Origin of the sequence: Actinomadura alba, from assembly GCF_014323705.1 — a bacterium.
Classification (GTDB): Bacteria; Actinomycetota; Actinomycetes; order Streptosporangiales; family Streptosporangiaceae; genus Actinomadura_C; species Actinomadura_C alba.
The window spans coordinates 541,641-560,504 of the sequence record NZ_JABVEC010000002.1 but is presented as its reverse complement, the minus strand read 5'-3'; the positions used below and the strand labels follow the sequence as shown (position 1 = coordinate 560,504).

21 protein-coding genes are annotated in these 18,864 nt (G+C 69.8%); 6 read left to right on the top strand and 15 right to left on the bottom strand.

Annotation, left to right across the window (positions count from 1 at the left end):
• Window positions 1-16 precede the first annotated feature (16 nt).
• From HKK74_RS05505 to HKK74_RS05480, 6 genes are all read right to left on the bottom strand, one after another.
• Window positions 17-673, bottom strand: a complete 657-nt coding sequence (locus HKK74_RS05505; protein WP_187241913.1) for an HAD family hydrolase — start codon at window positions 671-673, stop codon at window positions 17-19.
• A 60-nt stretch (window positions 674-733) separates the two neighbouring features.
• The gene (locus HKK74_RS05500) at window positions 734-1,372 is read right to left on the bottom strand and encodes an MBL fold metallo-hydrolase (protein ID WP_187241912.1); all 639 of its coding nucleotides are present in this window, start codon (window positions 1,370-1,372) and stop codon (window positions 734-736) included.
• A gap of 152 nt (window positions 1,373-1,524) precedes the next feature.
• A complete protein-coding gene (locus tag HKK74_RS05495) occupies window positions 1,525-1,821 on the bottom strand; it encodes an iron-sulfur cluster biosynthesis family protein (RefSeq protein WP_187241911.1) in 297 nt (98 codons plus the stop codon).
• 135 nt (window positions 1,822-1,956) lie between these two features.
• Complete coding sequence (locus HKK74_RS05490) at window positions 1,957-2,916, bottom strand: LLM class F420-dependent oxidoreductase (RefSeq protein ID WP_187241910.1); 960 nt, start codon at window positions 2,914-2,916, stop codon at window positions 1,957-1,959.
• Window positions 2,917-2,933: 17 nt separating this feature from the next.
• On the bottom strand, window positions 2,934-3,701 hold the full coding sequence (locus HKK74_RS05485) for an SDR family oxidoreductase (RefSeq protein WP_187241909.1): 768 nt from the start codon (window positions 3,699-3,701) through the stop codon (window positions 2,934-2,936).
• A 705-nt stretch (window positions 3,702-4,406) separates the two neighbouring features.
• Entirely contained in the window at window positions 4,407-4,886 is a 480-nt protein-coding gene (locus tag HKK74_RS05480; RefSeq protein WP_187241908.1) for a hypothetical protein, read from the bottom strand.
• Between the two features lie 156 nt (window positions 4,887-5,042).
• Between HKK74_RS05480 and HKK74_RS05475 the strand changes: the two genes are divergently transcribed.
• The 4 genes from HKK74_RS05475 (at window position 5,043) to HKK74_RS05460 (ending at window position 8,055) form a co-directional block, all read left to right on the top strand.
• The gene (locus HKK74_RS05475; protein WP_187241907.1) at window positions 5,043-5,870 is read left to right on the top strand and encodes a helix-turn-helix domain-containing protein; all 828 of its coding nucleotides are present in this window, start codon (window positions 5,043-5,045) and stop codon (window positions 5,868-5,870) included.
• A complete protein-coding gene (locus tag HKK74_RS05470) occupies window positions 5,867-6,133 on the top strand; it encodes a DUF397 domain-containing protein (protein ID WP_187241906.1) in 267 nt (88 codons plus the stop codon). Before HKK74_RS05475 ends, HKK74_RS05470 begins: the two co-directional genes overlap by 4 nt.
• Before the next feature lie 148 nt (window positions 6,134-6,281).
• On the top strand, window positions 6,282-6,743 hold the full coding sequence (locus tag HKK74_RS05465) for a Zn-ribbon domain-containing OB-fold protein (RefSeq protein WP_312881266.1): 462 nt from the start codon (window positions 6,282-6,284) through the stop codon (window positions 6,741-6,743).
• A 115-nt stretch (window positions 6,744-6,858) separates the two neighbouring features.
• A complete protein-coding gene (locus tag HKK74_RS05460; RefSeq protein WP_187241905.1) occupies window positions 6,859-8,055 on the top strand; it encodes a lipid-transfer protein in 1,197 nt (398 codons plus the stop codon).
• Between the two features lie 121 nt (window positions 8,056-8,176).
• Here HKK74_RS05460 and HKK74_RS38965 read toward each other — a convergent pair whose 3' ends face one another.
• Window positions 8,177-8,485, bottom strand: coding sequence for a PIN domain-containing protein (locus tag HKK74_RS38965; RefSeq protein WP_222721865.1), 309 nt, complete (start codon window positions 8,483-8,485; stop codon window positions 8,177-8,179).
• A 157-nt stretch (window positions 8,486-8,642) separates the two neighbouring features.
• Here HKK74_RS38965 and HKK74_RS05450 point away from each other — a divergent pair, with 157 nt between their 5' ends.
• The gene (locus HKK74_RS05450; protein WP_187241904.1) at window positions 8,643-9,206 is read left to right on the top strand and encodes a TIGR03086 family metal-binding protein; all 564 of its coding nucleotides are present in this window, start codon (window positions 8,643-8,645) and stop codon (window positions 9,204-9,206) included.
• 49 nt (window positions 9,207-9,255) lie between these two features.
• Here the strand turns inward: HKK74_RS05450 and HKK74_RS05445 are convergent, their stop codons facing one another.
• Window positions 9,256-9,807, bottom strand: a complete 552-nt coding sequence (locus HKK74_RS05445) for a cysteine dioxygenase family protein (RefSeq protein ID WP_187241903.1) — start codon at window positions 9,805-9,807, stop codon at window positions 9,256-9,258.
• Between the two features lie 83 nt (window positions 9,808-9,890).
• On the opposite strand from HKK74_RS05445, the gene HKK74_RS05440 reads away from it, so the two are divergent.
• Window positions 9,891-10,856, top strand: a complete 966-nt coding sequence (locus HKK74_RS05440; protein WP_187241902.1) for a LysR family transcriptional regulator — start codon at window positions 9,891-9,893, stop codon at window positions 10,854-10,856.
• Here the strand turns inward: HKK74_RS05440 and HKK74_RS05435 are convergent.
• The 7 genes from HKK74_RS05435 to HKK74_RS05405 all read right to left on the bottom strand — a co-directional run bounded on the left by HKK74_RS05435 (window position 10,831) and on the right by HKK74_RS05405 (window position 18,737).
• A complete protein-coding gene (locus tag HKK74_RS05435; RefSeq protein WP_222721864.1) occupies window positions 10,831-11,325 on the bottom strand; it encodes a MarR family winged helix-turn-helix transcriptional regulator in 495 nt (164 codons plus the stop codon). The two genes, HKK74_RS05440 and HKK74_RS05435, sit on opposite strands and share 26 nt — an antisense overlap.
• Before the next feature lie 143 nt (window positions 11,326-11,468).
• Window positions 11,469-12,020 (bottom strand): Uma2 family endonuclease, encoded by a 552-nt coding sequence (locus HKK74_RS05430; protein WP_187241901.1) that lies wholly within the window; start codon window positions 12,018-12,020, stop codon window positions 11,469-11,471.
• Window positions 12,021-12,227: 207 nt separating this feature from the next.
• A complete protein-coding gene (locus HKK74_RS05425) occupies window positions 12,228-13,868 on the bottom strand; it encodes an acyl-CoA synthetase (RefSeq protein ID WP_187241900.1) in 1,641 nt (546 codons plus the stop codon).
• Window positions 13,869-13,895: 27 nt separating this feature from the next.
• A complete protein-coding gene (locus tag HKK74_RS05420; RefSeq protein WP_187241899.1) occupies window positions 13,896-15,050 on the bottom strand; it encodes a thiolase family protein in 1,155 nt (384 codons plus the stop codon).
• 85 nt (window positions 15,051-15,135) lie between these two features.
• Complete coding sequence (locus HKK74_RS05415; RefSeq protein ID WP_187241898.1) at window positions 15,136-16,164, bottom strand: thiolase family protein; 1,029 nt, start codon at window positions 16,162-16,164, stop codon at window positions 15,136-15,138.
• A gap of 20 nt (window positions 16,165-16,184) precedes the next feature.
• A complete protein-coding gene (locus tag HKK74_RS05410) occupies window positions 16,185-17,117 on the bottom strand; it encodes a Zn-ribbon domain-containing OB-fold protein (RefSeq protein WP_187241897.1) in 933 nt (310 codons plus the stop codon).
• 69 nt (window positions 17,118-17,186) lie between these two features.
• Window positions 17,187-18,737: an acyl-CoA synthetase gene (locus HKK74_RS05405; RefSeq protein ID WP_187241896.1), complete on the bottom strand. Its 1,551-nt coding sequence runs from the start codon at window positions 18,735-18,737 to the stop codon at window positions 17,187-17,189.
• Window positions 18,738-18,864 lie beyond the last annotated feature (127 nt).

The following is an 18,864-nucleotide window of genomic DNA, read 5'->3' as shown; positions in this document are numbered from 1 at the left end:
GCTCGCGGCCCGGCCGTCAGTGCTCGCGATTGTGCTCCGCGACCAGCGACGGCAGTTCGGCGAGCGAGTCCAGCCGGAAGCGACATCGCTCCAGCGCCTCGTCGTCGCGCTGGATGTACCCCCAGGGTCCCCGCCGCAGGAAGGCGACCTGCATCCCGCAGTCCAGCGCCGGACGGACGTCGTTGTCGATGCGATCCCCCACGTACAGCACCTGCCCGGCGGGCCGGTCGGCCGCCTCGACGCACCGCCGGAAGAACTCCGGAGCGGGCTTCTCCACGCCCCACGCCGCCGAGATGCCGACGACGTCGACCTTCAGGCCGAGATCGGCGAACTGCCGTGCGGCGGCCGCGGGCTGGTTGCCCGCCACGCCGACGAACACGCCCTGGTCGCGCAGGGCCGACACGCAGGCGCGGGCGTCGGGGTAGAGGTCGTCGGCGGTGAATCCGTTCGGCATGCCCGCCTCCGCCCTGCGCCGCTCCTCCGTCTCGAGGTCGAAGCCGGGACGGAAGTACTCGAACAGTTCCGCGTACGATCCATCGGTCACGAGGATCGCGCCGAGCTTGGTGAGGAACGTGTGCCGGGGAACGCCCAGCCAGTCCGCCCAGCGGCCGTAGATCTCACCCTCGTTGACGAGCGTCTCCCCGATGTCGAAGAAGACCGCCTCGATGCGCATGCTTCGCCCTTCCCCTCTCCCCTTCGCGGTGTCAGTCGCGGTGTCAGTTCCTTCGCGGTGTCACAGTTCCACGGACTCGCCGTCGCGCAGGCGCCGGATGTCCGCGCCGGTCCGCTTGGCCTCACCGCCGAGTTGCCCGTCGACCAGGCTGAGACCCACCTCATTGAGCAGGCCGTCGTGTACGGAGTAGGCACGCCGCGGTTCGAGCTCGCGAAGGTAGGCGTACATGTCCAGCGCCTTCATCCACGGCGCGTTCGTCGGCAGGCAGAGCGTCGGGATCTCGACGTCGGGCACCGTGAACGCGTCGCCCGGGTGGAAGACCTCGCCGCCCACCAGGAACCCGACGTTGTCCACAGGAGGAACGTCCGGATGGACGATCTCGTGCTTCTCGCCGTAGACGTGCACCTCGAAGCCGGCCACCGTCACCGCGTCACCGTGCCCGGTGACGTGGACCCGGCCGCCCAGATCGGACAGCCCCTCGGCGACCGGACGGCAGGTCCAGACCTCGAGTCGCGGATCGGCGGCCATCGCGCGCCGGAGCCGGTCGCCCTCGAAGTGGTCGAAGTGCTCGTGCGTGATCAGGATCGCGTCGGCGCCCGCGAAGGCGTCCTCGGACGTCAGCGCGCCCGGATCGATGACGAGCGTCCGGTCGTCCTCGGTCAGCCGTACGCACGCGTGCCCCAGCTTGGTGAGCCGCATCGCTCTCGCCTCCCTCCCTTGCGGTGCCGCTGACGTCGATCTTCGCATGTGCGATCAGGCCCCGGATCCACGGATCCAGGGCCCCGGGCGGACGCGGACGCTGAACGGCCGTCAGATCACGAATCGCGCGGACGACCGTTCAGCGCCCTTGGTCATCCTCCTTCAGAGGCCTGGTCCCCGATGAGGAATGCCACATCCCCATGCTCGTCGACCTCGGCGTCGAGGGTCTTGTCGGTCAGCATCTCAGCCGCCTCGGACTCCAGGTAGACCCGTACGCCATGGCTCTCGACCACCTTGTCGCCCGCTTCCGGGCCAGCGGTCACCGACAGGCTGAGCGAGCCGGAGCCCTCGGGCCCCGAGGCGATGCGTAGACCGGTCTCCGGGGGCACTTCGGGCTCGTCGGACACCGAGCGGATCACTTGTGCGGCGTTGTCGGTCAGCGTAAGCACGACCACTCCTCATGTATTCGTTTACCGGAAACGCCCTGGTCACCAGGACACTCCGATTCGCGGATCGGTGGCCCCTTGCCCGCACTGACCTCCCCTAAACAGCCGAAACGCCCTGGCTTGCGGACCTGGCGCCTCTCATCCGGCCGGGGCGAGGGCCCGCACGGCGGCGGGCATCGAGAGATCGCTGCCCGGCAGCACCGCGAGGATCGGGGTGCTGAGCCCGTTGTCGACGTACTCCTGAACACGCGCCCGGCACTGTCGCGGCGAGCCGTGCACGATCAGGTCGTCGACCACCTCGTCGGGGATGAGTTCCAGGGCGCCCTTGCGATCTCCGGCGGCCCATGCCTCGTTCATCGGCTTGAGCGCCTCACCGCGGCCGAGCCACTCGTGGAAGGCCGCGTACACGGGCACGGTCATGTAGGCGGCGATCAGCCTGCGGCCGAGCCGGCGCGCGTTCTCCGCGTCCTCCGTCGGGCACACGAAGATCCGCGCGAGCAGCTCCGGCTCGGCGCCGAGCTCGGCCCGTACCTTCTTGACATCGTGCGGGGCCAGCCAGTTGGTGATCGCTCCGTCCGCCTCCCTGGCCGCCAGCCGCAGCATCCCGGGACGCAGCGCGGCGAGCACGATGGGCGGCGGGGTCTCGGGGACCAGGTCGAGCGCGAACCCCTTCACCGAGACGGTGTCGTGGTCAACGGTGACCTTCTCGCCCTTCAGGGCGCTCCGCAGAAAGCGCAGGGTGTCGCGGACGCGCTTGTAGGGCTCCTCGAACGGGACGCCGTTCCAGCGCTCCACGATCACGGGCGAGGAGGTGCCGATGCCGAGGACGAACCGGCCCGGTGCGAGCTGGGCCATGGTGGCGGCGTGCTGCGCCAGGAGTGCCGGGCCGCGCGTGAAGACGGGCACGATGGCCGGGCCGAGCCGCAGCCGCGGCGCCCACTGCGACGCGAGCGCGAGCGGTGTGAAGGCGTCCGAACCATTGGTCTCGGCCGACCAGGCGTCGGTGTAACCGAGGTCGGCCAGTTCACCGACGATCTCCCGATGCTCCGGCAGCGGCACCCCGGTGAGCGGAATGGTCAGTCCCCAGCGTGCGCTCATACGTCTCCCCTGCTCTCTCAGGCGATGGATGGGCGGATCATGGCGCCGCCGTCGACCACGAGGGCCTGCCCGGTCAGCCAGCTCGCGGTGTCGCCGGCCAGGAAGACCGCCGCGTTCGCGATGTCCTCGGGCTCGCCGATCCGGCCGAGGGGCATGAACTTGCTGATGCCCTCCTCGTTGTTCTCCCAGAGTGCGCGGGCGAGATGCGTCTTGACCAGGCCCGGTGCGATCGCGTTGACCCGTACGCCCGGAGCGAGCTCCATGGCGAACTGGCGGGTCAGGTGGATGACCGCGGCCTTGGTGGCGTTGTAGTAGCCGATGCCGTGCTCGGTCACCAGGCCGCCGACCGAGGCGATGTTGATGATCGAACCGCCGCGCTGCGCCATCGACGCCTTCCAGGCCAGTTGCGTCCACTGCACGATGGCGAACTGGTTCACCTGGACCGTCTTGGCCGCCCGCGCGGTGTCGAGATCGACCATCGGGCCGAAGTAGGGGTTCGTGCCGGCGTTGTTCACGAGCACATCGATCCCGCCGAACTCGGCCACGGCCGCCTCGACACAGGCGCGGGCCTGGTCCTCCTCGCCCACGTGCGCGGCCTTGGCCAGCACCCCCGCCGACGGATGGGCGGCACGGATCTCTCCGGCCACGACATCGAGGGCGTCCTGCTTACGGGAGGACAGCACGACGTTGCAGCCCTCTCCGGCCAGTGCCACGGCGATCGCCTTGCCGATGCCCCTCGACGCGCCGGTGATCAATGCGGTCTTGCCTTGAAGTCCCGTCTGCACGTACCGGTTCCTTCCCTTGTTCGCACGACGTGCTGCGCCGGCAGCCCACCGAATCAGGCTCGGTCCCACATTAGCGAGGTGACCGACCAGTTGGTATGCCGCCTTGCAGGACGCGGTGAACGCTTACCGCCTCTACCGGGTCGGTGATCTCCGTGGACCTGTCACTGAGGTCTCGCCAAGGCTCAGCACCATGGCGCGGGCGACGTAAGAGTTCAGCTGCACCAGCACGCTCGGCAGCCCCGAGGGGTCAATGTAAGGCGAGACCACCGGCGTCCCGGCGAGGCCACGGTCCGACATCCATTCCGCCATCCGGATCCGAAGGTCATGAGCCAGATGGAGCGCCTCACGGTCCCGGTCACTGAGGTGGTGTTGATGGGGCATTTCAGTCGGTCCTCCGTGTCCTTTGAGCGTGTGGCCGGGCAGGCCCGGCGCCGAGCCGCCGGAACGAGAAGAGGTCGCGGACACGGCACCGGTTCCGCAGGCTCGTACGGCCCGGCGCTCCGGCAGAGGATGTCCCGTTGACGCGGGGCCGTACGAGGGGCGCGGCGGCACGACCCGGGGGGACGGCCGTGCCGCCGCTGGTCCGGCCTTCCCCTGCCGGACGATCAGTGGGCACGCGGCCCGGCACCAGTTGGGGTTCCGCCCGGTGCAGGCTCTTCGGCACCGGTGGCCACACGAGGTCGGGCACCCAGAGCACGCCCATGCCTAAAGCCGTCCGTGTTGGTACGGCTCCGCAAGCGCTCGTACTTCGCGGTCGGCTTCCAGATCCGCGAGTCCGGCCGCGAGTGCCTCCGGAGGAATCGAGTCATCCGTCTCGCCGAAAAGGAGGTTGAGCCTGCCGAATGAGCCGCGGGGGAATTGCTCCCACACGATCGCGCCGCTGCGGGGGTCGAGGGCGGCGCGGGCTATCAGGCTCTCGTACACGTAACCGCACCTGGCGAAGCTGAGCATCACCCGGTGAACGAGGCCACGAGCCCCGGCCGGCGCTTCCCGCAACGCATCCCCGAGCCCCGCCAAGGCGCGTTGCTCCTCATCAGTGACCCCGACCGCGCCCAGAAGCACCGCACCATCGCAGCGGGTGACCACCGACCACGAGAAAAGCGTGGGGAGGGCCACCGATTCCCGCAATAACGTCATGGCGGTCCTTCCATTGGGGGGTTCGAGACCGACCGGCAGGCTGCCCATTGGAAGCCCTGCTCCGGCCGCGTATGCGACTTCGCCGTTTCAGTGACCAGAGTGTCGTGACGCGATTACGCTGCGCAATGAACCTCGATCAGCTCGAACGCAACCCACCCTTGGCTCACACCAACCAGGCCTCGGGTGGAGATTTCGGAGAGCCCCATGCCCCGTCCTCAGCGCGATCCCGATCCTGACTCCCTCATCGGCCACTTCGGCGCCGAGCTCCGTACGTACCGCAACAAGGCCGGCCTGTCGATGAACCAGCTCGCCGAGTCACTCGGCTGCTCACCACAGTGGATCGGCCAGGTCGAACTCGCGGAGAAGTCCCCCTCCGAGGAGTTCGCCATCGACCTCGACACCTACTTCGACAGCGACGGCGGCTTCCACCGCCTGTGGAAATCCATCAAGCGAGCAACCAGACGCCGCGTCCTGCTGCCCGGGTTTCCCAGGTACATGGAATTGCAGAGAGAGGCGGCGCTCATCCGTTCCTTCGTGGCGCAGCTTGTCCCTGGCCTGCTTCAGATCGAGCCCTACATCCGAGCGGTCATGAATCCTTCGCTCTCGTCCGATGCACTGGACGAGCGGGTGGCCGCCCGCCTAGAGCAACAGGAGATCCTGCGCCGAGAGAAGCCGCCGCACGCCTCCTTTGTGCTCGACGAGGCCGTCCTGCACCGCCCGGTCGGCGGTCCCGAGGTGATGCGCGAGCAGCTCACGCGGCTGGCGGAGTTCGCCGAGTCTCCACATATCCAGGTGCGGGTGCTGCCGTTCACGTCGGTCACCTACGCCGGCCTGGACGGCAAGTTCACCCTCTTGCGGCTTGGTGACGGCACGGAGATCCTGTACCAGGAGGGACCCGGCATCGGCCAGGTCATCGAGGAGTCGGACACGGTGACGGAGTGCGCTGTACGGTTCGACCTGGTCACCGGGGCGGCGCTGTCCCGCAGCGAGTCCCACAAGAGGATCGTGAAGGCTGTGGAGGACCTCAGATGAGCGAATTGGACCTGCCCGCCATGCACTGGCGCAAGAGCAGCCACAGCGGACAGGGCGGCGAGGATTGCGTCGAAGTCGCCGCCGCACAGTGGCGCAAGAGCAACCGCAGCAGCGGCCAAGGCGGCCAATGCGTCGAGGTCGCCGGACTGCCCGGCGCGATCGCGGTCCGCGACTCCAAGAACCCCGACGGCCCCAAGCTCGCCTTCACGGCAACCGAATGGGCCACCTTCGTCACCGCCATCAAGTCGAACGACCACGCATAGCCACACCAAACCAACCCCGACACCACCCGCACCCCCCTCTCCCCCACCGTGATCTTGCAATTGTTCGCGGTCGCACTCGAGTCACCCTCCTTCCCGGCAAAGTAGAACGTGTTATAGATTTGAGCGGTCGCTTGGTCAAGGAGGCCGCGTGGGCAGGCTTGTGCGACGTCCCGCCGTGGACGGCTGGTTCACCACCGATCCCGTGCGGCTGGTCGGCACCCGCTGTACGAGCTGCGGGACGCCGTACTTCCCGCGCAACGAGCTCGCCTGCCGCAACCCCGCCTGCACCGGCCCCAAGGACGGATCCGAGCTGGAAGAGCACCCGCTGTCCGCTCGCGGGCGCATCTGGTCGTACGCCGGCAACCGGTACCGGCCGCCGCCCCCGCACGTGGCGGAGGAGCCGTTCCGGCCGTATGCGATCGCCGCGGTGGAGCTCGAGGAGGAGCGCATCGTCGTGCTCGGCCAGGTCGTCCCCGGCATCGGCGTCGACGACCTTGCCGTCGGGATGGAGGTCGAGCTCACCGTCGGCACGCTCTACGCGGACGACGAGGCCGAATACCTGATCTGGCAATGGCGCCCCGTCAACGGAGCGAGCGGAGCGAGCCCATGAGCACTGTGAGCGGGCGCGCGGTGGCTGGACTGAGGAGCGCAGGGAGCCTGCGACCGGAGCGACGAGGGAAGCCGCCGCGTCAAAGCGCCCGCGAACCGGCGAGCGGAGCGAGCCAATGAGCACGAGCACAGAGATCGCGGTGCTCGGCGCCGGGATGCACCCGTGGGGCAAGTGGGGCCGCGACTTCGTGGAGTACGGCCTGGTGGCCACCCGGGCGGCGCTCGCCGACGCCGGCCTGAGCCGGCGTGACATCCAGTACGTCGTAGGAGCTGACACGATCCGCAACGGCTATCCGGGCTTCGTCGCGGGCGCGACGTTCGCGCAGGCACTCGGCTGGTCGGGGGCCCGGGTGGCGAGTTGCTACGCGGCGTGCGCCTCGGGCGCCCAGGCCATCGACATCGCACGGGCGCGGATTCTGGCCGGCCTGTGCGACGTGGCGCTGATGGTCGGGGCGGACGCGGCGCCGAAGGGCTTCTTCAAGCCCGTCGGCGGGGATCGGCCGAACGATCCGGACTGGCTGCGGTTCCGCCTGTTGGGCGCGACCAACCCGATGTACTTCGCGTTGTACGCGCGGCGCCGGATGGCCGTCCACGGCGCCACGCTCGACGACTTCGCCGCCGTGAAGGTGAAGAACGCCCGGCACGGCCTGGCCAATCCAAACGCCCGCTACCGCAAGGAGGTCACCGCCGAGGACGTGCAGGCGTCCGCGGTGGTGGCCGATCCGCTCCGGCTGCTGGACATCTGCGCGACCAGCGACGGCGGCGCGGCGGTCGTGGTGTCGTCACTCGATTTCGCCCGCGCGCACGGCGTGCCGGATCCGGTGCGGATCTCGGCCGTGTCGACGGTGACCCCGACGTTTCCCAAGACCGTCATCGACCTGCCCGACTTCGCCACCGACTCGACGATGACCGTGCCGGAGCCGCAGCGCCCGTTCCGCTCGGCGATCGCGCACGCCGCGTACGAGGAGGCGGGCGTCGGGCCGGAGGATCTGTCGCTGGCGGAGGTCTACGACCTGTCGACCGCGCTGGAGCTCGACTGGTACGAGGACATCGGCCTGTGTCCCGAAGGCGACGCGGAGCACCTGCTGCGCTCGGGGGCGACGGCCCTCGGGGGGCGGCTGCCCGTCAACCCGAGCGGCGGACTGGCCTCGTTCGGCGAGGCCGTCCCGGCCCAGGCGATCGCGCAGGTCTGCGAGCTCACCTGGCAACTGCGCGGGGAAGCCGAGGGCCGCCAGGTGAAGAACCCCCGGGTCGGCATCGCCGTAACCCAGGGCCTGTTCGGCCACGGTTCCGCCATCATCGCCACCCGCTGACCAAGCACCGAGCACCGAGCACCGAGCACCGGGGCGACGCCTCCACCAAGTGACGAAGAACGCCCCCACGGGAGACGATCAAGCATCCGGGCACCTATGCCTACCCCAATCTTTGATCGTCTCAGTCGCGCCCCGCTCCCTTCGCCGCCAGCCCCCCCACCACCGCCGTGATCATGCAGTTGTTCGCGCACCTCGCGCGTGTACCACCCGAGATGGCGAGATCCTCGCCCGTGATCATGCAGTTGTTCGCGCTGCGCCGCGGCTTACGGCCGCCGGCGACCACGGCCGCTGACACCCGGCCGTAGATCCTCGCCGCCTCCACGTCGAACGGAATCGGGTCGAACTCATTCTCGGCCCGCTGGAGCACATCCAGCCGTCTCGCACGTTCGGCGTGCTCGTCATAGTGGCTCTGCTCTTCCTTGCGACGCACTTCATGGGGCCCTGCCGACAACCGGCTCACTGGCTGATGATCACGACGAGTCCGCGATCAACGGTCGCGGCCTCGCGCAACCACTCTCGTCGAATGAAGGCGGGCGGCATTGGGCAGGTGTGGCTAGAGGGTCGCGGCGGACAAAGGTGGTAGAGGCATGAAGCAGCTCGACGCGTTCGACAAGGCGCTCGCGGAGTTCGACCGCCGGGTGCACCAGGTGAAGGACGAACAGTGGTCGGCCGGCACGCCGTGCACCGACTGGACGGTGCGCGATCTGGTCGACCACCTAACGAGCGAGCACCTGTGGGCGCCGTTGCTCCTGCGCGGCGCGACCCTGGCCGAGGTCGGCGACCGGTTCGACGGCGACGTCCTCGGCACCGATCCGGTCGGGGCCTGGGAGCAGGCCGCGGCGGAGTCGAAGGTCGCCTTTCACCGGCGGGGCGCGCTGGACGGCTCGGTGTACACCACCGGCGGCCTGACTCCGGCGGCCGAGTACGCGTGGCAGATGACCATGGACCTCACCGTGCACGCGTGGGACCTCGCCCGGGGCATCGGTGCCGACGACGCGATGGACGAGGACCTGGTCGCGATGGTGTACGACGGCGCCGAGTCGCGGATCGGCGACTGGCAGGGCCTCGGCATCTTCGCCGCCCCCGTAGACGTAGCCGAGTCGGCGAGCACCCAGGACCGGCTCGTGGCCCTGCTCGGGCGCCGCCCGTGACGGGTACCCGGGCTGCTCGCGGAGACGCTCGACGACGTCCTGAGGCCGGTCAACGCCCGGCCGACCTGATCGGCAGGTCGTACTCCCGGCGGACGCTGGAGCCGATCCGGGAGACGTCGGTTCCGTAGACGTGCAGGGAGATGGTCGTCAGCTGGTTCGGGTTGCACACCCGGTGGATGTCGCCCGGCGGGGCGAAGCCGGTCACCGAGCCCTCCGCGTTGGCGCTCTCACCGACCCGTACGAGATGGTCGCCGGTGGGGCACTCGAACCGCTCCTCATGCTCGACGCCGCGCAGCACGCCCACCACGCACCAGGTCACGTGATCATGGATCGCCGTCACCTGGCCGGTCCGCCACACTACGGCGAGTACGGAGAAGGAGCCGTCCGGCTCCACGTGGAGCAGGTGGCTCTGGTAGCCCGCCGGGTCGCCGGTCTGCTCCTCGACGGTGAGGATGTCCGGGCCGGGCAGCCGCTCCTCGAGCACACCGGCGACGAGCGAGGCGGTGCGCTGCCAGCCGGCGTGCCGGTCGACGGCGGCGCGCACGCCGCCGACGAGGTGCTCCAGCCCTGGTCGCGCAATGACGGATCCGTTGAGGGTCATACTCCTAGCCTGCATCCGCTCCACTTATAGGTCCAATGCCAAGTCTTGTCCTTTTTCATAGATGACATCGATATGTTGTCCTCATGCTGGACGTCATCCGCCTGCGCGTCCTGGTCGCCGTCGCCGCCACCGGATCGGTGACCGGCGCGGCCCGCGAGCTGCACTACTCCCAGCCTTCGGTCAGTCACCACCTGGCCAGGCTCGAGGCCGAGACCGGCGCCACGCTGATCCAGCGCGCCGGCCGGGGGATCCGCCTCACCGAGGCGGGCCGGCTGCTCGCCGAGCGCGGCGCCGAGATCCTCGGGCGGCTCGACGCCGCGTCGGCCGAACTCGCGGCGCACGTCGGCCTCCGGCAGGGCCGGGTACGGCTGGCCGCCTTCCCCTCCGCCCTCGGCACCTTCGTCCCTGCCGCGGCGGCCCGGTTGGCCGCCCACCATCCGGGGCTGGAGTTGCAGCTGGTCGAGACCGAGACGCCGGAGGCCGTGCGGATGCTGCGCGACGGAACGGTCGACGCCGCGGTGATCTTCAAGTACGACGACGACAGCGGCGCCCAGCGGCACGACCCGCGGCACGGTCTGCGGCTCGAGGACGGCATCCGTACCCGGCCGCTCTTGGCGGAGCCCACCTACCTGATCACACCCGCCGGTCCGCACCCGGAGGACGGGCACGAGCACGGGGACGGGGACCTCGCCGCCCACCGCGACCGCCGGTGGATCGCCGGGTGCGACCACTGCCGTATGCACCTGCTCGACATGTGCGCGGAGGCCGGGTTCCAGCCTCGGGTGTCCTTCACGACCGACGACTACGTCGCCGTGCAGGCCCTCGTCGCGGCGGGACTGGGGGTGGCCACGCTGCCGGGGCTGGCCCTGTCGGCCGCCCGCAACCCCGGTGTGCGCGCCGTCAGGCTGCCCGGCTCGATCCGGCGCGTGATGGCCGCGACGTACGGCGAGCCGCCCGACCCGCCCGCCACGACCGCGCTGCTCGACGCGCTCGTCGTGACCGCTTTGGCCGAGGCCGCCGGCGCTACGGCAGTTCCTGGATCTCCCTGATCACGCCGGGCATGACGTCGCTGGTGGTGTGAGCGAAGTCCAGCAGCACCCGCAGCTGATCGTCACTGAAGGTCGCGAACTTCTCCCCCGATGCCCGCGCGATCGGCTCGAAGTACCGCGCGAACCTCTCCACAGCCTCCGGGACGGGCTCGACGATGACCCTGCGGCGGTCGTCGGGGTCGCGGGTGCGCTTGACGTAGCCCGCGTTCTCCAGTCGGTCGATGACCGCGGTGATCGCCCCGCCCGTGGTGATCCCCATCGCCTGCGCCAGCCGGCCCGGCGTCATCGGGCCGTCGAGCACCAGGAGGTTCACGCATTGGGCGTCGGTGACGTTCATCCCGGCCTTGCTCGCGGTGGTGCTGTGCAGCAGTACCGTCCACATGGTGTTGCGCTGCATGGCCCGCTGCAGTTCCCGGATGAGCTGCTCGCGGATGAGCTTCGCCCGCTCCTGGCTCGACACGCGGATCATATTCCTCTCCGAAAGAGAGGCTCTCTTTACGAGCAACTCTGCTACAGCGAGCCTACCGACACCGCAATCGGATGGCCAGAACCGGCCACGATCCTCAAGACAGGCCGCAGACCCCGGCGACCGCGTCCCCCGGGACGCTCAGCTCAGTCCTCCAGGAAGATCACGGTGTCGAGCTCGAAGTCGACCGGCTCCGGAATGTGCAGGCTCTTCCCCATCTCCACGGAGGCCGACTCGGTGTAGCGGCCGTCCTGCAGACCGCTGAAGACCGTCACCGTGGGCGGTTCGGAGAGCGGGTCGACGAGCAGCATCACCGGCACCCCACCCCCCGCGTAGATGCCCGGCTTCTTGTCCCGATCGTCCTCGGCACTGCCCGGGGAAACGATCTCACCGACCATGACGAGGCCGTCAGTGAACACCTCACGGACACCCCAGCGCGGGGCGTCCTTCGGCGCCATCACGAAATCGGGCTCGAAGGGGTCCCGTGAACCCGGCAGGCATACGTCGAGGCCCGGGTAGACGCGCCACCCGCGCTCCCGTGCCAACGGCAGGAACGCGTCTGCGAGCAACAGGGCCATCCACTGGTTCTCGGGCGTCCCCAAGGGGCTCACGATGAGCCGCCCGTCCAGGATCTCGGCCCGCCACCTACCCAGATGCGGTACGAGATGGTCATACAGGGCGCGGAGGTTCTGCCGCACAGCGGCAGGTGGCCCGCTCGCCGCATCCGACGGATCCGGCTCATCGGCCCCTGAGCTCTCGTTCTGCGGCGGGCTTTCTCTCGGCACGGCTTTGCGGGAGGTGGCGACCATAACGTCTTCATCCCCTTCGCACTCCTTGAGATCACACCTTCGGGGGGATACTCAGCGTATCCATTCCGGCACGGTCCGCGAAAGGAGAGCGCATCTTCAGCCGCGTGCGGAGCGCTCGGCAACCTCCCGTGCCCAGCGGTAGTCGGCCTTGCCCGCCGGCGACCGCTTGACCTGGTCGACGAACGCGTACGTGCGGGGCACCTTGTAGCCGGAGAGCCGCCCGCGGCAGTGCCGGTCGAGCTCCTCGGCCGCCGGCGCCTCCCCGTACGGCTGGATCACCGCCGCCACACGGCTGCCGAACCGATCATCGGCAATGCCCGTGACCACCACGTCGAACACCTCGGGATGGCCCTTGAGGACGGCCTCGACCTCTTCGGGGAAGACCTTCTCACCGCCCGTGTTGATGCACTGCGAACCGCGGCCGAAGATGGCGATGGTGCCGTCCGCCTCGACGGTCGCGACGTCGCCGGTGAGCAGCCACCGCACCCCGTCGACCTCGGGGAAGGTACGAGCCGTCTTGCCGGCGTCGTTGTAGTAGCCGAACGCGATGTGCCCGCGCTTGGCCACCTGCCCGATGTCGCCGGAGCCCGGTTCGACCGGCTTGAGCGACTCGTCGAGGACGGCGAGGCGGTCGTTGTTGGGCCGGTACCTCAGGCCCGACTCCGGCGTGCTGCCCTCGACCCCCGAGGCGGTGTAGCCCGACTCGCTCGAGCCGAAGTTGTCGAGGATCATCGTGTTCGGCAGCAGGCCCTGCAGCCGCGCCCGCACCGAGCCGCTGAGGATCGCCCCGGTCGAGCTGATGACCATGAGGGACGAAAGGTCGTACTCGCCGGCCGCCAGCTCGTCGGCGAGCGGGATCGCCATCGCGTCGCCGGTGATGTTGAGCGTGAGGACCTTCTCGTGCTCGATCGCGTGCAGCACCAGCGCGGCGTCGAACCTGCGCGTGTACACGATCGTCGAGCCCATCCACCACGCGATGAAGGTCGCCATCTGCGCGGCCCCGTGCATCAGCGGGGGCGCCGCCATCATCACCATCGGGCCGGCGTTCCTGGCGTGCTCGATCACCTCCTGCGGGGTCGCGCGCGGCTCGCCGTACGGGTTGCCGCCGCCGAACCCCATGAACAGATCCTCGTTCCGCCACATCACGCCCTTCGGCATCCCGGTCGTACCGCCGGTGTAGATGATGTAGAGGTCGTCGCCGCTGCGCGCCGGGAAGCCGCGGGTGGCGGGCTGCGCCGCCAGGGCCTCCTCGTACGCCACCGCGGCGGTGCCGCCGGACGTACCGCCTACCGAGATACCGCCTACCGAGACGCCGCCCACCGAGATCAGGTGCCGCAGCGCGGGCGCCCGCTGGGCGGTCGCCGCCACCCGGTCGGCGAATTCGACGTCGTGGACCAGGGCGACGATGTCGGAGTCGCGATAGAGGTAGAGCAACTCCGACTCGACGTAGCGATAGTTGACGTTGATCGGCACGGCCCGGATCTTCAGCGCGGCGAGCACGGTCGCGATGTACTCGATGCCGTTGTAGAGCTGGACGCCCACGTGCTGGCCGGCGGCGACCCCGGCCGACTCCAGGTGGTGGGCGAGCCGGTTGGCGTGCGCGTCGAGTTCGGTGTACGTCATCCGCACGTACGTTCCGGGCGTGCCGTCGTCCGCCGGCACACCGCACACGACGGCCACCCGGTCGCCGATCGCGTCGGCCAGTCCTTCGAACAGATCAGCGTGGTTGAACTCCATCGGACGACCTCCGAAGGCCGCGGGGGATTACGGTTTCTCGGTGCCGACGACCCACATGGCGTAGAACTGCGCGCCGCCGCCATAGGCGTGGCCGAGGGCGCGTCGCGCCCCCTCGACCTGACAGTCGCCGGCGAGCCCCCGGACCTGCTGGGCGGCCTCGGCGAAACGGATGAGCCCCGAGGCGCCGATCGGGTTCGACGACAGCACGCCTCCGGACGGGTTCCACGGGATATCGCCCTCGAAGGCGGTCGCGCCCTGCTCGGTGAGCTTCCACCCCTCCCCCTCGCCGCAGAAGCCGAGGTTCTCGAGCCACATCGGCTCGTACCAGGAGAAGGGGACATAGACCTCGGCGCAGTCGAGCTCGCGCCGCGGGTCGGTGATGCCGGCCTGCCCGTAGACGTCGGCCGCGCAGTCCTTGCCGGCTTGCGGGTTCACGGTGTCCCGGCCGGCAAAGAAGATCGGCTCGGAGCGCATGGCCGCGCCGTGCACCCACGCGGGCCGGTTCACGCCCCGCGCCGCGCTCTCGCTCGCGAGCACCATCGCCGCCGCCCCGTCAGAGGACGGGCAGGTCTCGAGATAGCGCAGCGGCTCCCAGAGCATCGGCGTCATCTCGACCATCTCGCGGCTGATGCCCTCGATCTTGAGATGGGCGTACGGGTTGCGCAGCGCGTTGACCCTGTCCTTCACCGCGACCAGCGTGCCGATGTGGTCGGGCGCGCCGGAGCGGCGGATGTAGGACCGGATGTGGGGCGCGAAGTACCCCCCGGCGCCGACCACCAGCGACGCGGTCATGGGCGGATGCGTGGACAGCGCCCAGGTGGCGTTGGACTCGGACTGCTTCTCGTACGCCACGACGAGCACCCGATCGTGCACGCCACCCTGGATCAGCCCGGCCGCCACCAGAGCGGTCGAGCCGCCGACGGAACCGGCCGTGTGCACCCGCATCACCGGCTTGCCCCGGGCACCGAGGGCGTCGGCGAGGTAGGCCTCCGGCATCATCACGCCCTCGAACAGGTCGGGCGCCTTCCCGATGACGACGGCGTCGATGTCCCCGAACGTCAGGTCCGCGTCCTCGAGCGCGCGCAGCGCCGCCTCGCGCACCAGGCCGGCGATCGACACGTCGAGGCGCTTCGTCCGGTACTCGGTCTGCCCGACCCCGATCACCGCGCAAGGGTTCGCCATCAGTCCGCCTCGTGTCTCATTGCCTCGCTCCGCTCGGCGGCTCGCGGGCGCTTTGACGCCCGCTCGCGGCGCTCCATCGCCTCGTTCACTCCGCCTCCATCACGCAGACGAGGTTCTGCTGCAGGCAGGGGCCCGACGTCGCGTGCGCCAGCGTCCGCGTCGCCGAGCCGTCGTGGATCCGCGCCGCCGCCTCGCCGATCCTGATCAGGCCGGTCGCCATCACCGGGTTCGCGGCCAGCGGACCGCCCGAGGGGTTCACCACGACGCCGTCCGGCAGGCCGAGGGCGGCGCGCAGGATCAGCTCCTCGTGGCTGAACTGCGCGTGCAGCTCCGCCACCTCGACGTCGCCGACACCCACCCGAGCCGCCGCGAGCGCGGCGGACTCCGACCGGGTCAGATCCCGGGCGCCGAGCTGGTGCGCGTCGCTGCGGTGGTCGATGCCGCGGATCCAGGCCGGGCGTTCGCACAGCTCACGTGCCCTGTCGCCGGCCGCGAGCACGATCGCCGCCGCCCCATCGGTGATCGGTGCGACGTCGTACGGCCGCAGCGGCGCGACCTCGTAGCCGACCGTGGGATCCGGATCGGGCAGGTCAAGCGCGTACGGATTGGCCCGCCCGGCGGCGCGCGACCGGGCCGCGACGGCGAGGAGGTCGTCCTCCTCGGCACCCGAGCTCTCCAGATAGGCCCGCGCCTGCAACGCGGCGAGCGACACCTGGTCCGGGCCGAGTGGCGCGAGGTAGTACGGGTCGAGCTGCAAGGTCATGATCTCGCGTAGGTCGCCCTGCGACGACTTGCCGAAGCCGTAGACCAGCGCCGTGTCGATGTCACCGTGCTGAAGCCGTACCCAGGCCTCGTACAGCGCCCAGGCCGCGTCCATCTCGACATGGCTCTCGGAGATCGGCGGCCACGCGCCCACCGCGTCGAGCGCCGCGACGAAGGAGAACGGCGCACCGGCAAGGTAGTCGCACGACCCCGAGCACGTGAACCCGAACCGGGAGACGCCGCTCTTCTGCTTCACCTCGGCGATGACCGGTGCCAGCAACTCGGTCTCGGACAGCCCGGTGTCCTCACCGGTGTGCGCCGACTGCACGAACGCGACCACCGCTGTGTTCATTTGCCTCGCTCCGCTCGCTTTCACAGGTGGTCCTTGATGGCGGCGAAGGGGACGTCGGGCTCGTCGAGGGGGGCGAACCACTTGATGTTGGCCATCGTCGCGCCCCACTCCTCCCGCGGCCGCCACTCGGCCCTGACCCGCATGCCCATCCGCACCTGATCCGCCGGGACCCCCGCGACCAGGGCGAGCATCGCGAGGTCGGAGCCGTCGAGCAGGATGTAGGCCGACACGAACGGCACCTCCGGCGCGCGGGGGTCGGGGATGTTGTTCACCGCGAACGTGGTGACGGTGCCGGTGTCGCGCACCTCCACCTCCTCGGTGGTGGGCACGCCATCGACCGGGCAAAGGCCCTTGAGCGGCACGTAGACCTTTCCGCAGACACCGCAGCGGTGGCCGAGGAACCTGCCCTCGGCGATCCCCTCGAGGAACCGTTCGAGCGCGCGGCCCGGCGGCAGGTGATACTCCGTACGGCGCGAGTCGTTGATCATCGCGATGTCGGGCCGGAAGCACTCGATGTCGCCGATCCCGCCCGAGCGTTCAGAGCGCCACTTCGGCCGGACCCGCATGCCGGTCCTCAGCTCGCGCGGCGGCTTCGCGCCCTCCTCGAACACGCCGAGGTCGAGCGCGTGCAACAGGGCGGTGTCGGCACCGTCCGGCCTGATGAGGGCCCAGGCGAAGGGACGCTGGAGGGGATGGCTCCGGCGCGGCCGGGGCACCCACGACCAGGACTCCACGGTGCAGTCCGGGCCGACCTCGACGAACTCGCCGGTGACCGCCGAGCCGTCCTCCGGGTCGTACTCCGTGGGCGGGACGACCACCCGGCCGGACGCCGTGCGGACGCCGACGAGCCGGCCGTCGCGGAGCTCGGTCAGGAAACGGCCGATCACCGGTCCGACCGATCGCGTGTAACCGCCGGGGAACTCCAGCGCGTGGTTCGGAGCCGAAGAACTCACGCCCCTCCTTCCCTCTCCGCCGTGATCATGCAGTTGTTCGCGCGAACAACTGCATGATCACGGCGGGGATCAGATGGCACTGTCGCGCTCCCTCCAGTAGGGGTCTCGGAGCTTGCGCTTGAGCAGCTTGCCGTTGGGCTCACGGGGCATGGCGTCGATGAAGTCGATCGACTTCGGCCACTTCATCCGGGCGATCCGGCCGTCGAGCGACTCGATGATCTCCGCTGCGAGCGCGGGTCCCGGCTCGACGCCCGCCGCCGGTTCGACCACGGCCTTGATCTGTTCGCCCCACTCGTCGTCCGGGATGCCGAAGACGGCGACGTCGGCGACCTTGGGGTGCACCATGATCTCGTTCTCGATCTCGGCGGGGTAGATGTTGGTGCCGCCAGAAATGATCAGATCCGCCTTGCGGTCGGACAGGAACAGGAAGCCGTCCTCGCCGAGGTACCCGATGTCGCCGACGGTGAAGTGGTCCTTCAACCGGTTCGCCCGGGTCTTGGCCGGGTCGCCCTTGTACTCGAACTCGCTCCCCGCCATCTTCATGTAGATGGTGCCCGGCTCGCCCGTCGCGACCTCGTTCCCGTGCTCGTCGACGATGAGCAGTTCGCTGATCGGCCACGCCTTGCCGACGGTGCCCGGATGCGCCCGCCAGTCCTGCGGCGAGGCGATCGTGCCGCCGCCCTCGGTGGCGGCGTAGTACTCCCAGACGCAGTCGCCCCACCAGTCGAGCATCGCCTGCTTGATCGGCACGGGACACGGCGCCGCCGCGTGGATCGCCCATCGCATCGACGACACGTCGTAGCGCGCCCGTACCGCCTCGGGCAGGGAGAGAAGGCGCTTGAAGTGGGTCGGCACCATGTGGGTGTTGGTGACGCGATGACGCTCGATCAGCCGGAGCGTGTCCTCGGCGTCCCACTGGTCCATGTAGACGAGGGTGTGCCCCATGTGCAGGGCCGTGCCGCCGAACTGCGTGACCGCCGTGTGGTAGCCGGGCGAGGTGACCAGGTGGACGTTGGGCCGTCCCGGGGTGATCCCGAAGAACGACAGCAGGAAGGTCATCAGCTCGGCCGCGTCGTCGGGGTCGAGGCCCGCCAGCCGCCGCCGCACGCCCTTGGGCCGCCCCGTGGTACCCGAGGTGTAGTGCATGGTGGCGCCGTTCGTGCGGTCGCCGGGCGGCTCGGCCGGCCGCCCCTCGACCAGTTCGGCGAACGGCCGGAAGCCCGCGACCTCGCCGAACGCGAACAGTCGCTCGGGCTCCAGCCCGGCCTCGTCGGCCCCGCGCGCCGCCTCGGCCGCGAACCGTTCGTGCGCGAAGAACGCCCTGGCCCCGCTGTCGGCCACGATGTAAGCGATCTCGGGCCCGGTCAGATGCCAGTTGATCGGGGTGTAGTACCACCCCGCCTGCAGCGCGGCGAGATAGAGGACGAGCCCCTCCGTGCCGTTCGGCACCAGACCGCAGACGCCGTCGCCCGGCACCAGCCCGAGGGCGCGCAGGCCGTGGACGGCCCGATTGGATCTGGCGAGCAGCTCACCGGCGGTGTGTTCCGTGCCATCAGGGTCGACGGCCGCGATCCGGTCAGGATCCTGCTGCGCGAGCCGCCAAAAGCCCAACGACCCCATCGGTTCTCCCTCGGCAGTCGTACGGTGTCAGCGTGCCGGTCTGCCCCGTCACCCGGAGAAATGACTCCGGACCCGCAGTAGATCACGTTCTCGTTTTGCCGGGCAAGGCCTGTCCAGCAGGACACCT

Excerpts from the sequence above, each read along its gene's own strand:
- HKK74_RS05415 (WP_187241898.1), bottom strand. The coding sequence starts at position 16,164 with ATGAACACAGCGGTGGTCGCGTTCGTGCAGTCGGCGCACACCGGTGAG.
- HKK74_RS05500 (WP_187241912.1), bottom strand. The coding sequence starts at position 1,372 with ATGCGGCTCACCAAGCTGGGGCACGCGTGCGTACGGCTGACCGAGGAC.
- HKK74_RS05435 (WP_222721864.1), bottom strand. The coding sequence starts at position 11,325 with ATGATCCGCGTGTCGAGCCAGGAGCGGGCGAAGCTCATCCGCGAGCAG.
- HKK74_RS05470 (WP_187241906.1), top strand. The coding sequence starts at position 5,867 with ATGAGCGAATTGGACCTGCCCGCCATGCACTGGCGCAAGAGCAGCCAC.
- HKK74_RS05450 (WP_187241904.1), top strand. The coding sequence starts at position 8,643 with ATGAAGCAGCTCGACGCGTTCGACAAGGCGCTCGCGGAGTTCGACCGC.
- HKK74_RS05425 (WP_187241900.1), bottom strand. The coding sequence starts at position 13,868 with ATGGAGTTCAACCACGCTGATCTGTTCGAAGGACTGGCCGACGCGATC.
- HKK74_RS05445 (WP_187241903.1), bottom strand. The coding sequence starts at position 9,807 with ATGACCCTCAACGGATCCGTCATTGCGCGACCAGGGCTGGAGCACCTC.
- HKK74_RS05460 (WP_187241905.1), top strand. The coding sequence starts at position 6,859 with ATGAGCACGAGCACAGAGATCGCGGTGCTCGGCGCCGGGATGCACCCG.
- HKK74_RS05440 (WP_187241902.1), top strand. The coding sequence starts at position 9,891 with ATGCTGGACGTCATCCGCCTGCGCGTCCTGGTCGCCGTCGCCGCCACC.
- HKK74_RS05420 (WP_187241899.1), bottom strand. The coding sequence starts at position 15,050 with ATGGCGAACCCTTGCGCGGTGATCGGGGTCGGGCAGACCGAGTACCGG.
- HKK74_RS05505 (WP_187241913.1), bottom strand. The coding sequence starts at position 673 with ATGCGCATCGAGGCGGTCTTCTTCGACATCGGGGAGACGCTCGTCAAC.
- HKK74_RS05475 (WP_187241907.1), top strand. The coding sequence starts at position 5,043 with ATGCCCCGTCCTCAGCGCGATCCCGATCCTGACTCCCTCATCGGCCAC.
- HKK74_RS05405 (WP_187241896.1), bottom strand. The coding sequence starts at position 18,737 with ATGGGGTCGTTGGGCTTTTGGCGGCTCGCGCAGCAGGATCCTGACCGG.
- HKK74_RS05480 (WP_187241908.1), bottom strand. The coding sequence starts at position 4,886 with ATGGGCAGCCTGCCGGTCGGTCTCGAACCCCCCAATGGAAGGACCGCC.
- HKK74_RS05490 (WP_187241910.1), bottom strand. The coding sequence starts at position 2,916 with ATGAGCGCACGCTGGGGACTGACCATTCCGCTCACCGGGGTGCCGCTG.